General features: G+C 56.7%; 9 protein-coding genes and 1 pseudogene. All 10 read right to left on the bottom strand.

Annotated elements, in window-relative coordinates:
- Position 1: 1 nt before the first annotated feature.
- Positions 2-760 carry a type II secretion system F family protein gene (locus BLT54_RS16010; RefSeq protein WP_245708032.1) on the bottom strand — a complete coding sequence of 253 codons (759 nt, stop codon included), beginning with the start codon at positions 758-760 and terminating at the stop codon, positions 2-4.
- Positions 761-956: 196 nt separating this feature from the next.
- Entirely contained in the window at positions 957-1,928 is a 972-nt protein-coding gene (locus BLT54_RS16005; protein ID WP_074646302.1) for a type II secretion system F family protein, read from the bottom strand.
- A complete protein-coding gene (locus BLT54_RS16000; RefSeq protein ID WP_074646301.1) occupies positions 1,925-3,466 on the bottom strand; it encodes a TadA family conjugal transfer-associated ATPase in 1,542 nt (513 codons plus the stop codon). Before BLT54_RS16000 ends, BLT54_RS16005 begins: the two co-directional genes overlap by 4 nt.
- A 3-nt stretch (positions 3,467-3,469) precedes the next feature.
- Positions 3,470-4,672, bottom strand: coding sequence for a CpaE/TadZ family protein (locus tag BLT54_RS15995; protein ID WP_074646300.1), 1,203 nt, complete (start codon positions 4,670-4,672; stop codon positions 3,470-3,472).
- The gene (locus BLT54_RS15990; RefSeq protein ID WP_074646299.1) at positions 4,669-5,229 is read right to left on the bottom strand and encodes a CpaD family pilus assembly lipoprotein; all 561 of its coding nucleotides are present in this window, start codon (positions 5,227-5,229) and stop codon (positions 4,669-4,671) included. The genes BLT54_RS15995 and BLT54_RS15990 overlap by 4 nt, the downstream gene beginning before the upstream one ends.
- On the bottom strand, positions 5,226-6,593 hold the full coding sequence (locus tag BLT54_RS15985; protein WP_074646298.1) for a type II and III secretion system protein family protein: 1,368 nt from the start codon (positions 6,591-6,593) through the stop codon (positions 5,226-5,228). Before BLT54_RS15985 ends, BLT54_RS15990 begins: the two co-directional genes overlap by 4 nt.
- The gene (gene cpaB / locus BLT54_RS15980; protein WP_074646297.1) at positions 6,593-7,561 is read right to left on the bottom strand and encodes a Flp pilus assembly protein CpaB; all 969 of its coding nucleotides are present in this window, start codon (positions 7,559-7,561) and stop codon (positions 6,593-6,595) included. The genes BLT54_RS15985 and cpaB overlap by 1 nt, the downstream gene beginning before the upstream one ends.
- Positions 7,558-7,773, bottom strand: coding sequence for a Flp family type IVb pilin (locus BLT54_RS15975; RefSeq protein ID WP_074646296.1), 216 nt, complete (start codon positions 7,771-7,773; stop codon positions 7,558-7,560). The genes cpaB and BLT54_RS15975 overlap by 4 nt, the downstream gene beginning before the upstream one ends.
- Positions 7,774-8,147: 374 nt before the next feature.
- On the bottom strand, positions 8,148-13,031 hold the full coding sequence (locus tag BLT54_RS15970; protein WP_218129400.1) for a CapA family protein: 4,884 nt from the start codon (positions 13,029-13,031) through the stop codon (positions 8,148-8,150).
- Positions 13,032-13,283: 252 nt separating this feature from the next.
- Positions 13,284-13,676, bottom strand: a pseudogene (locus BLT54_RS22625) (BapA/Bap/LapF family prefix-like domain-containing protein); the annotation flags it as partial.

The raw sequence follows: 13,676 nt of genomic DNA, 5'->3' as shown, positions 1-13,676 counted from the left end.
ATCACGCCCCTCCCTTCATGAGATTGTCCAGAATGCTCAGAGCGGCCGGACCGATCAGCACGATGAAAAGCGCGGGCATGATGAACAGGATGAGCGGCACGGTCATCAACGCCGGGAGACGCCCCGCCTGTTCCTCTAACCTCAAAAGTCTTTGAGCGCGCGCATCCAACATCAAAGAGCGCAACGCGCCGCGAAAGGGCGTGCCGTAGCGCCCGGCTTGTGCCATCGCATTGGCGAACACGGACACCTCTGGCAAAGGCAGCCGCTCCTCCAGATTGCGCCAAGCCTGTTCGCGTTCTGGCAACACCCCAAGTTCAACGACCAACTGTTGTATTTCAATGGCAAGGTCGGGACATGCCGCATAGAGCTCTCGCGCCACACGACCAAGTGCCGGGACGGGCGCAAGCCCCGCTTCGCTTGTGATCACAAGTAATTCAAGCATGTCCGGGAAATTGCGCCGCACTTTGTCAAGCCGCCGCTTCCGCTTGTGGGATAAGACGGCATCCGGTGCCCGTGACAGGACCAAAGCTGTCGCGCACACCACAACGATTGCGGTGAGGGGCTTGACCCCCTCTTCAGAATTGAGACTCAGCCAGAGCACCGACAGGATCACAGCGGCCACAGGCAGGACGAGCTTTAGAAAGGCGTAAATCAGATGCGCGTCACGACTGCGAATGCCCGCAGATTTCAAAAGAGCTGCTGAGGTCTCCGCCTCATCGCCCTTAACCACGGACACGCGTTCCGCAGTCACTGCCGCCATCCGTCTCAAAATCTCTCCAGCTCTCAAGGACATAGGTTGAGAGACGACATCTTTGGTCTTTTTACCCGTCGACGTGATGCAGCGATCCAATCGGCCGCGCCGCATTCGATGGTCAATCAAAGCCAAGGCGATCAGTTGCACAAGGCTCAGCCCAAGAATGAGCAGAAGTAGGAATATGAGGCCCAAATATCCCATATCAGACATCAATCCGGGACAGTTTGTACATGCTAAATATGCCCAAACAGAGGCTCAGAACCCCAACAGTCGTCAGCAAGAGCCCCCGAGGGTCTTGGATCAGGGGTGCAAGATAGCCGGGGTTGAACATGAAGATGATCAAGCCAATCCCAAAGGGCAGACTGGATAAGATCACAGCGCTGACACGGGTTTCTGCGGATAAGGCGGCGGCTTTTTTACGCAGTTTACGCCGATCGCGCAAAAGGACGGCAAGGTTCTCCAACGTCTCCACAAGATTACCGCCCGTTTCCGCCTGCAAATTTGTTGCGACAGCAATGAACCGGGCCTCAGGCGTTGCGATACGGTCCGCCATACTGGCAAGCGTCTCATCAAGCGGTCTGCCGACACGATGCTCATCGCGGCAGCGCAGGAACTCTTCTTGCGCGATACCCGAGGCGTGACTCGCCACAAGCCCCAAGGCCTCGCTCAGGGGTTGCCCCGCACGCAACCCACGCGCAAAAACATCAAGACAATCCGGCAATGCCTCGGTGAAACGCCCGATCCTGCGCGCTTTCAGAACATCGAAAACAGCATTCAAAACGATCCATCCGCTCCCGAACGAAATCAGCCCCACCAAGGGCTTGGAGAGCGGGGTTGCCATGGCAAGACCCACACTTGTCAGGGCGGCGATGAGGCCCATGACGAGAAGGCTGGACAGAGGTGACATGGTCAGGCCTGCCTCACGCACCCGCCGTTGCAAGAGCCCCTGAATCCCGGCCTGCCGTTGTTTCAGCGCCGCTTGGGCAACGGTATTGGTGGTTTGCGACACTCTTTTGCGCACCAGTTCTGAGGTCGCGCCCGGATGATCCGCTGAGTATCTCACAAGGCGCGCGCGTCGAATGCGACGGCTTCTGTCCGTGAGCATCAACCCAACCGTGCCGATCGTGAGGCAGGCCGTAAAAATCAAAAGGAATAGAACAGCGGAGGCGATCATCTTTGGACACTCACGATCTGGCGCAATTTGCCATCAAGACCGTGTTCAATCGCTCGATCAATAAAGCCCGGCGTCAATCCGCTGGACACAAATTGCCCGCGAAGTGTCTCGCGCCCTTGTGTGGGTTCAGGCACAAAGCGGAACAATTCCTGAAGGCTGATCACCGACTCTTCGCCTCCCACAATCTCAGAAATGGATGTCACCCGCCGCACCCCGTCCCGCATGCGCGAAATCTGGACGATCAGATGAATGGCATCCCGGAGTTGTTGCCGAACGAAGACCGTCGGCAAGACAATCCCCGACATGGCGATCAAATTTTCCATGCGTGTCAGGGCTTCACGGGGGGTGTTCGCGTGCAATGTACTCATTGAACCGTCATGTCCCGTGTTCATCGCCTGCAACAAATCAAACGCTTCCTCGCTGCGCACCTCACCGATGATGATCCGGTCAGGACGCATCCGCAGGGCATTGCGAAACAGCGCGCGCATAGGCACCTGTCCCGTGCCCTCAATATTGGGCGGACGCGTTTCCAAGCGCACGACATGGGGCTGCTGCAACCGCAGTTCAGCCGCGTCCTCAAGCGTGACAATCCGTTCATTCGCCGGAATTTCACGCGAGATTGCGTTCAAAAGCGTGGTCTTCCCCGACCCGGTTCCACCAGAGACAAGGAGATTGAGACGCAATTGCGCGGCGATGCGCAGGAAGTCCGCCATCGGGCCAGAGAGACTGCCCCGGTCCATCAAATCGGAGAGTTTTAAGTCATCTTTTGGGAATTTTCGAATGGTCATGGTTGGCCCATCAATGGCCAACGGCGGGATGGTCACGTTGATCCGGCTCCCATCCATCAGGCGGGCATCCACCAAAGGCGTGGTTTCATCGACGCGGCGACCCACAGCGCCCACGATCCGCGTCGCGATCGTCAAAACATGATCATCGTCGCGAAACGATATATCCGCCAATTCCAACTGACCGTGACGTTCGACGTAAACCTGCTCTGGTCCGTTGACCATGATCTCGGAAATGCTGTCATCTGCCAAAAGCCGTTCGAGCGGCCCCAATCCGAGCATGTCATCGACGACATAATCGACGAGTTCCGCGCTTTCGACGCCATTCAAATCAAACCGTTGCGATTTACTGACGGACATGACCGCATCACGAATGGCACCGCGTTGTGCCACATATTGCAATCCGGCAAGGGCGCGCAGATCAAGGAGGTCCATGATCTCAGGCGCGATTTTCGCCCCCAAACGCATGACGCGTCTGGTGAACTCTGGTTGATAATGGGCCCGCGGTCTGGCGTCCGGCCCAGCCTGTGGGGTATCCTCTGGCACCTCAGTCAATGACACCAGATGTTTCATCAAATCGCGTTGCATCTCTCGCGACAGGCTCTGTTCGGTCGTGTCCTGATACCAATCAATCGCCGCACTCACCGCGTAAAGACCTGTGACCGCACCATCGGCCAACAAAGACCGCACGCGGGCTTCGATAACCGGACGCACGGTTGCGATGTCAGTCGGGTATGAAACGGTCTCACTCATGGCTTACGCCCTTTTCTTCCACCAGGACGTTTGCCGCACTTTGTCTGCCTCATGACCTTTGCACATGGTCTGTGCGAGGCGTGCCACACGGCGGGCATAGGCGCTGTTTGGGGCAAGGGATTGCACGGGCGTGCCTTTCACATAAGCGCGCGCAATGTCGCTCGCACATGGAGGCAATGCGCAGGAGACCGGCAGATCGAGTGCCCCGGCGACTTCCTTGGCACTCAGGCCAGCATCCCGGCGGGTCTGGGTGAGCACAAGCCAAACCCGCGGCGCATCCCCTGCCGCATTTCGATTGAGCAGATCCATCAAACGCCCTGCGGACCGGACCGCGCCAAAGCCGGGGGCCAAAACCAAAATGAGATCGTCGACGACATCCAAGACCGGATTTTTCTCGGCAATCAACCGCCGCGGAAGATCTATCACAGTGGTCGAAAACGTCTCTTTCAAAGAAGACACAAGGGCGGACAGACCCATTTCGCAACTCGGCAGCAAGCTCATGTCTTCGATTTCAGCCGAGTAGACGGACAGACCCGGCTGCAATTCATGCATGGTCGCCTGAAGGAAAGTGCTGTCCACGCGTTCCGGTGTTGAAAAGGCTTCAAACAGGCCTGACGTGGTCTCAATGTCCAGATCAACGGCCAAAGAGCCAAAGGCCAGATCGGCATCCAACAGCCCGACGGTCGGTGTCCCCTCGCCGCCCGCTCTGCACGCCACCGAAAGATTGGCGGCCAAGAGACTGGCACCCACGCCACCGGAGACTCCACAAACGGCAATGACCCTTCCATGCGCACGCTTTACCTCTGTAGGAATGCTCTCGGACGACAGAAGATCCGGCAATGGACCCTTCGTATCCAAAGGCAGCAGGAGGTAGTCCTTGGCCCCGGCGGTCAAGAAGGTCCGATATGTTGCCACGTCATTTTCGCGACCCAACAGAATGACTTCGGTCCCATCCGCGACGATATCACGAACCGCTTCGATATTGGCGTCGAGCGAGGTCTCACCAAGTTCTGCAATCATCACATCGCCAAATGTGGTCATGCCTGACAGGCGCGCCATGGTTTGAAGCGTGCCGGTGTGAACCGTCGCATTGCTGTCCAGTGCTGCCTGTCGCAACAGATGGATCACGGCATCGCGGCCCTCTTCTGTCGTGACAAACGCCTCGACACGGCGCTCGGTCTTGGAGGGCTGGAACATCTGGCTCATTGCGGATGTCCTTCAAGCGGCGCATCCCTACGGGCCATGGTGGCAGTCATATCCGGCTCAAGGACATCGCCCGGCTCGTGAATCATGGCGGCAAGGTTCGCGGCGCTGGCACAGCCCAAATCGGTGATACTCGGTTTGCAATCAACGCGCAGACCTTGTGTTCGCGTGGCACGAATGACACCGGTTTGCCGGTATGACGGACGTGACCCAAAAGAGGTGTCCATGAGATACTGCTTTTTCGCGGCCGAACGTGCCAAAAGCGATTGCATCACAGCCTGACGTTCCGCATCAATTTTGGGTTGTCCGCTCGACGGGATCGTCACGATCAGAAAATCCCCATTTTTCAACGCAAGCTGGTTTAGAAACCCCGTGATCCGCGCGCGTTCTTGTGCGGACAATGAGGACGCTCCAGATGCAAAACGGAATTGATGCTGCGCTTCGACATAAGGGGCGGACAAACGTTGGGTGACACCGATGTGTGGCGTTGGCGTGTCACAAGCGGCAAGGCACATCAGGACAAGCCCCGCCAGAATGGTTTTGGCTTTGGTCACAGTCATTGCAAAAGGAACCCCGCATTCCCGTTAATATTTTTGACGGAGACGGGGGCATTCCCCTCAATCGGCTCTCCTGCCGAAAAGGCCCCCAACAAACTCCGATCAAGGCTGTTCGCCGGCGCGAAGTGATCCAAGGGCGTCTTGAATTTGTCAGGCGACGCGGGCTCCACGATGTAGGGGGTCACAATGATGACCAGCTCAGATTCACCTTTTTGGTAGCTCGTCGACCGGAACAAGGCCCCCAAGATAGGGATATCGCCAAGGCCAGGCACATCCTTGACATCCTGTTGCGTCGAGGCGCTGAACAATCCGGCGATGGCAAAGCTCTGGCCGCTGCCAACTTCGATCGTTGTGCTCGCGCTTCGTTCCAGGATCAGCGGAAAGTTTTGTGTGTTCGTCTGGCTGCCGCTGGAAAAATCAAGCTCGCGGATTTGAGTCCGAACATTGAGTTTGATTTGATTGCTGCGCAAAACTTCGGGGAGGAATTCAAGCTCGACTCCATAGGGTTCGAATTGAACCGTGGGGACATCTTCTGCTGTTCTCGTCTGGTAAGGAAAGCGCCCGCCGGCGAGAAAACTCGCCTTATCGCCCGAACGCGCCGTCAAATTGGGTTCCGACAAAATGGTCACCAATCCCTCACCTTTCAGCGCCTCAAGCGTCACACCGATGTTGGTTCCGCCTTTGCGAATGTTACCAGCAATCGAATAGCCGCCGCTGACCGCTTCGCCACCGGAAATGCCCTGTCCCGACAAGGTAGACCACGTCACGCCAAGGTTTTCTGTGACGCTTCGCGACACCTCAGCAATGCGCACTTGCAAATTGATTTGCGGCGGGGTTTCAAGTGCGAGACTGTTGATCAAAGCGGTCTCGGGTCCCGCCAGTTGTCGCACCACGGATTCAATTTGTTCAGCATCAGAAATCGTGTTGACCTTGCCGCTCAAAACGACCGCGCCACCCACTTCAGAGACTGCGAAGTTTCCCGATGGGAGTGCGGCATGGGCGGCGCGGCTCATCGCGTCCATATTATAAGAGACCTTTACGACACTGCTCAGAGTCACCTCTTCCTGATCGTCGATGACAAAAAGCGTCGTCTCTCCAATCGCCTTGCCGTATATATACAAAAGTCTAGGGGACTTGATCTCAATATCGGCCACGTCCGGGTTGGCCAAAAACACCGTTTCCGCGGGGTTCTCAAGTTTGATCAATTTGCCCTGTCCAGCAAAAAGATTAACATCACGGTTGCGGGTTTCTACCAGCGTTTGCGCGGCACTTGGCATCGCAAAGCCGATCAAAAGCGCGCACAGGCACACGTGACGCAGACCCGCGCACATGCGTTTCAAAATCTTAGACGTTTGAAAGAAATGCATTAATCACCTTGAGTGGGAGGAACGGCAACAATGGCCGCCTCTGATGAAGGCAGCGGGCGACCGATCTCGCCCGGCTCGATGGCATCCGCAACGGTGAGGACATTCATCCGGCTCTCTGCGCCGCGCACGACCGCAACACTGCGGCTGTTGATCGGCGGCAGTGGTTTCGTCGTTTCACCGGAAATCTGAGAAGAAAAGATTGGAGTGTCGTCGGCAATGATCGGCGCATTCCCCTCCTCGCCGCCGCTCAGTACCAGCATCAGATCACCCATCTTCTGGGCCAGGACCAAAACTTTTGCCCCGTCGGGCGTGAGTTCAAATGTGACGATCTTGGGCGGCGCTTTGGGTTCGACCGGCTCGCTCTCCGGGGCCTGCTCCGGGATCTGATCCGTGGCAATAATACGCACGTTGCGCAAAACGGTGCGGATTGCGATCAGGCCGTCTTCCAATGCGTAAGACAGCAAGATGTCGACCCGGTCGCCATTCCTGATCAACCCTGCCACAGAGGTTTCCGCCGTCACCGGCAGAGCAATCGCGCGCATGCCTTCGGTCAGCCGCAGAGCCGAGGCGCTTGTGTGCACTGGTGGTTTTGCACCAGAGACGGCCGTTTCGGGTGGTATCAAATCTTCGGCCACAAAGGGCGTGCCACTTGGAACAGTCCGCGCCACAGTCAACACGGCAAGAGCCGCCTGATTGGCCGGGCTGTCCACGAGAAACCCATCGTGAACTTGATCGGACGCCATCTCTGTAAATGTGTAGCCTGCGGGCGTGACTTGTGTCCCAGCAACAACGGTATGAGCCGCGACCAAGACACGTTCGGTCTTGGTTTGTGCTTCCATTTGGGGGAGTTGCGGCAGGGAGGGTTGGTCTTTTTGCAAAAGCCCAAACCAGACTGCGGAGCCCGCCACCAAAGTGGATGTTGCCAAAACCATGGTCACGCGCCCGGACAGTCCCAGGCGCGACATCATGATGTAGGGCAAGCAGTTGCAGAAGTATTGTCACAGAGTGCAGTATTTACACTTTCGAAACCCGAGTTCACGTTTTTGCCAATATTGCTGACAGCCACAATAATGACGGCGGCGATCAGAGCGGCAAACAGGCCATATTCGATTGCTGTGGCACCGTCCTCTTCACGAGTGAAACGTTTTGCTAAGGCTTTTGCAGGCTTGAAGAATTTCATCTGTGCGTTCTCTCCGAAAGTCTTGTGGACGGGGTGATTCATGGGCTCATGCTCACCACATTGATATTTTTGACCATGAAAGTGTCGAAAGGATTAACGACACACCATACGAAGTAACTTTAGAGATTTAAGGCCATCCTTTTTCAAGGACTAAAGCAATGAAATTTCAATTTTTAGGTTTCATACGCAATATTATATATTCTTTATAATGTATTTACATGACCTATAGGATATGTCTATACATCACTAAGAATTGATTTTATGTGATGTGCCTTGAATAAATCTGGCGTCGTCCAGCACAACACCCCCTACACAAGGCGGGTATACCTATCCTGATTCTGTGACACAGCTTTGCCAGAGCTTGCCATTTCAGTTTACAAAACCTTGAGCGTATTGAGCCAACGGGACAGATCACCAAAGTCTGAATCCCGACGCGATCCTTTCAGGAGGATAAAATCCCCCTCTTTCACGGTGTCTTTGAGAGTGGCAAAAAGCGCGGGCGCACTCGAAAAATGCGGCCCCAAAACGGCCTCCGGCAACCTCTTTCGCAGATGCCGCATCTCGTCCCCATGCGTCAGAACAAGGGACGCACCCGTCGCCAATAAGGGCGCAGCTAGCGCCTCGTGTAGCTTGGCCGCCTGATCGCCAAGATGGACAATGCGCCCGAGCACTGCGATTTTCCGGCCCGCCACGTGCTGTCGTTCAAGTTCAGTGAAGGCATTCAACATCGAAAGGACTTCGGCGTTCCAACTGTCATCCAGCACCTGCACCTTGTGCCCACCCAAGTGACAGACATATTGGACCAAACGCCCCTCTTCCGGCCTGTATGCCTCCAGCCTTTGAACGCTGTCCTGCAGATCGCGCCCAAGCGCATGAGCAACGACGAGCGTTGCGACTGCGTTGTTCAACATGCCCTGACTGACAAAGGGCAGCGTCACCTCATGGGTCTGACCCGCCAGCTCCACCGTGAGCCGGGTCGATCGGCCCTCAGCGGCGTGATCCAGCACACGCAAATGGGCGTTCGGGCTGGGCCCAAAGGTCAGGACCCGGCTTGCATGTTGGGTTGCCTTGGCGTGGATGGTCTCAAAATGCGCCAAATGTTCGCCGATCACGGCAATCCCACCCGGCATCAGCCCATCGAAAACCCTCGATTTCCAACGCGCAACATCCTCAGTTGTCTTGATCATCCTGTTGGTTTGTGACAGGCCGATTTCCGTGATTATGGCCATGGTCGGATGCACCCATCGGGTGATTGGACCACGGTTCATCCAGAGCGCAGATTGTGCAATTTCGAGCAAAGCAGCCTGATGGTCGGGCGCAAGGCTGGCCAATTGGATCGGCACGCCAACACGCGAGTTATAGTTGTCCACGCTTTTCAGGGCACATCCGGGATCAAACAGTGTTTCGAGCAACCTGAGGGTTGAGGATTTCCCAACCGTCCCTGTCACGGCGATCACTGGCCCCTGAAACCGCTGACGGGCCGCAAAGCCCAGTTCCATATTGGCCTTGATCGGATCATCGACCAACAACTGCGGGAAATCGCTTGGCACATTTGCAATGGCTTTACTGACAATCGCCCCGGCCAAACGGTTGATGTTCTGCGCCACCACCGGATGGCGGTCGCCGATCGTTTTGATCGGCTGGGCCGCGCCTTCGTGAAACGCGCGTTCGCGATTGGTGTGGGCCACAAACAAGACCGGGGCATCTCGCATCTCAATATGTTTCTGACCATTGACCACAGAGCGCACGAACCACCCTTTTTGCGGCGCGGTCAGCCACTGGCCTCCCGTGATCGCCTGAAGCTGATCCGCAGTCCATGTTTGATGCGTTTGACTGTGATGTTCCAGATCAGGGAACTCTGTGCGGTAGGTCAGGTTCAGCGCAGAGTCCGTCTCTGCCAAGTGTACCGGCACCAGTTTTGGATGCAGATAACACTGTGTATTCGGTGCCCGCCCCAGCACACGAATTTCCAACTGCAGCGGTGCGTTGCTCAAGTGTTTTAACGGCGGCGGACGCAGACCAAAATGGTCTCTATAAATCCGTCCGGGAACCCAGCGACGGGTGGGAAGCATCCAGTCGCACGGATCATGATCCATACCGCGCCCCCATTCCACCACCGGCCCCTGCCCGCGAGGGACCGCCGTATAGCTCAATCGAAGATCTTCAGAGAGCGGGATGTCACTGGACCACCAGGTCTCAACCCAAAGCATCCGCCGATGCGTGATATTTTGCGGGCTCAGGCGCACCCCTAACAGCGTCAAACCGTTTATTTTCACCGGCTTTATACGCGCCTCTTCGGGCACATAGGGAACCTGCCCATACGTCGCATCAGCCTCATAGGCCTGCAAAACCTCAACCGGATGGCACCGCGGTGATGCGCCCTTTCGCGCCACGGGTTTTTCCGCGTCTGACGGTGGCACGAGTGCCACAGAGGCCCGGTCTTCGTGGCACGTCAATGTCGTCCCGATGCTTTGGCATTTGCTTTGAAACCGCTGTATCACACCGCGCGCGGCATCCCCGCGCAGGCGCTGGCTAAAGCCAAAGCCAACCCCCACCGGAATAAATTCAACCCACTTCACGCCCTCTGCGCCGACCCCCAACCGGAACACCCCGCCGTCAGAAAACTGACTGCGGATGGAGTCGAACAAAAGATCACCCGCGTCATGGATGATCGGCTTGGCCTTGTAGATTTCGATGCCCTGCAACCGATGCGCCGAGGCACCCAGCACAGCATCAGCACCCGCATCAATCAAGGCATGGCCAACTGCGATTTCATCGTCATCCGGTGCGGCCGCATTGTTCGCCCCCCAATGCACGGCGATTATGGCAAGATCGGCTTGTGTCTTGGCCTCGGCGATGCGCGGTTCAAATACCTCTCGCCACGTCTGTGGATCATCCAACGGCAAATATGCGGTGCCCGGCGTATCATCTGTCGCGGCAAACCGGTGCTGGGTTGCATCGACACTAAACAGCGCAACGCGCAACGCGCCAGCGGTACAAAACGTGGGACGAAAGGCCTCGTCTCTGGTGCGCCCACTGCCGGCGCAGGCAATGCCAAGTGCGCGCAGGATATCCTGTTGCTGCATCAACGCTTGGGGGCCGTAATCCCCACTGTGATTGTTGGCCACGGCCACCGCGTCGATGTTGGCCGCCGTCAGGATGTTCAACATTTCAGGCCGGGCGCGATAATAATATGGCCCCCCCTCGCCCTTGATCACACCTTGTGCGCCGAGCGAACTGACAACGCATTCCAAATTCACGATCGACAGATCGGCAGACTTAAGCTCGGGAATGTCGAGGACCTGATCATACCCCAGCTGCTTTGATCTGTAATGTTGACGACGCCCCAAATTGACGTCGCCCCCCCAAGCCAAAATGGCGGGTGCGCTCAGAGACGGTGTGTCGTCCACATCCGGAACATGCCCTGTCAGTTTCGGCGGTTCCGCCGCGTCTGTCGGGCGCGTTCCATGGCGGTTTCCATCCCGCAAATAGTGCAAAAGATAGGCCGTATAGCCCGACAGATAATGTTCGACATCGTCGATCCTGACGCGGAACCCGTGATGGCGAATGAAAAAACTGCCCAATATACGTTGGGGGTTTTTGAAATACATCGCGATTTCCGGCCAGAAAAACCCGTTCATCAGGTAATGCGCACGCGTTTCGAGGGCGCGGTAGAACTTATCAAGATCAAGATGTTTCAAAAGAGGGCGGTGCGCATCGCTGCCCTGCAATCGCACAATCATCTTATGCGCGGCCATCATCAACTCAAGCAGGGTGGGAAAGGTCGTGATGCGGTCAATCACAAAATCCAGATACCCAACCACGTTTTGGATGCCAAACCGGAAATAGCGCTCCTCTGGCCGATAGAGCGTCAATTCGTTGACGCAATAGCTGAGCCAGTGATCGTGACTTTTCCAATGCTGTTGCGCGATAAAGTAATCAAACGCCTTTTCAACCGTTTGCAACCACCGCGCGTCTTTGGTCAACCCATAGAGCCGCATCAATCCAAAAGCGGCCTCCCCATCGTAATATATGATCCGAAAGGTTTCTTTGACGCTGAGATCCGTGGAATTGAGCACATGGGGCAGTTGCCCGGTCCTTGGGTCTTGCACCCGTCGGATGCCCTCCGCCAAGTGGTCCAACAGCGGCAGGTGGCTCTGATCCCCCGTCAATTCGGTGTATTTGACAAGCGCCAAAAGGGCGACAGCACTGCCCCCCAGTTTGAATTCATTGTTCAGGTCTTGCAGATACGCGACCTCTTTCCCATCCGGCAAGGTGAACCGACGAATGAGACTCTGGGTCATGAACCGAAGCGCGCGGTCGATCGCGGCTTTGACCCCCGCGTCCTGCGTGACCTCCCACGCCTCCAACATGGAATAGATCGTGCTGGTGTGGCGCAGGGTGTTATAGGCCTTAATCTCCCGGTCAAAACACGGATGAATCCCATAGACAAACTGGCCCTGTTCATCGACTTGGGTCGCCAAAAACCGACTGGATTGCGCGACCATGCTTTCCACAGTGGTTTCGTCGAGATCCGTCACACTCCTGCGCCCGGTATCCCGCCCCTCGGCCCCGCCGCTAAAGCCGTGCAGCCGGATCGGACCATGACCCGGCTGTAAAAGGAAAGCTTGGGTCGAAAACAAACGGACCTGATGCGCGGGGTCTTGAGGCAATTGGAAGCCTGCGCCAAAACGTCGGCGCGCATAAATGTTGAAGTTCTTTTCGTTCACACCGGCCTGTTCGACGGTGCCGCCAAGATACAACATCGCATTGGCATTGAGTTCCTGCTCTAAAAATGCCTGTTCAAATCCATGGTCAAGTGCGAGGCCATAGCGAAAGTAACTCCGCTTGCTGTTCTCAAGCGCCAATTGGCAGTGGTGCCATGTCAGGTCCCATGTTTGGTCAACCCAATCCACTCTCAACCAACGGATCGCCGGGCAGGGATTGGCCAAAGCCCCCCGCCATGTCTCTACTTTTTCCCAGATGTCCGCCAGATCGCGCCCAACGAAATGCACGACATCTGCGCGTTTGGTCCCGTCACTCATGGAGAAGAAGAGGCGCAGCGGAGCGGACGGCGGCGTTTCAACGTCGGAGGGCACCAGCGCATAGGTCAAAGCCGCTTTGGCCTGCGCCAAAAGCACGGTCAACGGGGCTTTGGACTGCTGTGCAAGCGGCGACATCAACGCATTGGGTCTGTCGGTCTTCCCCTGTCGTGCATCTGCTTTTGGCACGTTTCGGGACCGCTTTTTCTTGCCCATCGCATACGCCTTTGTATTGGCTGTCACGCAGCATCCCACCCGCACAACAGCGAGACTCTCAATCATCCTACAGGCCGGATGACGTCATCCCACGGATCATTTGGTACAAAACACACCGCTCTGGGTCAACAACCCGCCCCCAACGTGCCAGACGTTAGGGGCGGGAGATTTCAGGATGTCTTGCGCCCTCGACATCCGTCTTGGTTGCGATCGGGCCGCGTGTGCCGCCCGATCCCATGGTGTCATCGTCCCTTAGAGGGCAACATCGTCGGTCAGGCTCGTCAGGCCATCAAGAAGCCCGCCGTCCAGCAGACCATCGGTCAGGCCACCCAGAAGATCGCCGCCAAGCACGCCATCGAGCAGACCGCCTTCGCCACCCAACAACCCGTCCGTCAAGCCGCCCAAAAGGCCGCCGGACGCATCCGCTGTGCCATCCGTGACCAAGGCCAGACCCGTCAGATCCGACACCAGACCGGCATCGCCAATGACCTCACCCAAGACGCCATCATTGCCCGTCACATCGCCCAAAAGACCGCTGTTCCCGGTCAGATCGCCCAGCAGGCCACCATCCGACACAACCGGATCGAGCAGGCCATCGGTGCCCGTCAGACCACCCGTCAAACCGCCAAGCAGATCGCCACCAAG

Source organism: Celeribacter baekdonensis, assembly GCF_900102315.1.
In the GTDB taxonomy this organism is placed as follows: domain Bacteria; phylum Pseudomonadota; class Alphaproteobacteria; order Rhodobacterales; family Rhodobacteraceae; genus Celeribacter; species Celeribacter baekdonensis.
This window is presented reverse-complemented; position numbering and strand designations above follow the sequence as displayed.

Coding starts and splice junctions, on each gene's coding strand:
- BLT54_RS15975 (WP_074646296.1), bottom strand. CDS start 7,773: ATGAAATTCTTCAAGCCTGCAAAAGCCTTAGCAAAACGTTTCACTCGT.
- cpaB (WP_074646297.1), bottom strand. CDS start 7,561: ATGATGTCGCGCCTGGGACTGTCCGGGCGCGTGACCATGGTTTTGGCA.
- BLT54_RS15995 (WP_074646300.1), bottom strand. CDS start 4,672: ATGAGCCAGATGTTCCAGCCCTCCAAGACCGAGCGCCGTGTCGAGGCG.
- BLT54_RS16000 (WP_074646301.1), bottom strand. CDS start 3,466: ATGAGTGAGACCGTTTCATACCCGACTGACATCGCAACCGTGCGTCCG.
- BLT54_RS15985 (WP_074646298.1), bottom strand. CDS start 6,593: ATGCATTTCTTTCAAACGTCTAAGATTTTGAAACGCATGTGCGCGGGT.
- BLT54_RS16010 (WP_245708032.1), bottom strand. CDS start 760: ATGGCGGCAGTGACTGCGGAACGCGTGTCCGTGGTTAAGGGCGATGAG.
- BLT54_RS15970 (WP_218129400.1), bottom strand. CDS start 13,031: ATGGGCAAGAAAAAGCGGTCCCGAAACGTGCCAAAAGCAGATGCACGA.
- BLT54_RS16005 (WP_074646302.1), bottom strand. CDS start 1,928: ATGATCGCCTCCGCTGTTCTATTCCTTTTGATTTTTACGGCCTGCCTC.
- BLT54_RS15990 (WP_074646299.1), bottom strand. CDS start 5,229: ATGACTGTGACCAAAGCCAAAACCATTCTGGCGGGGCTTGTCCTGATG.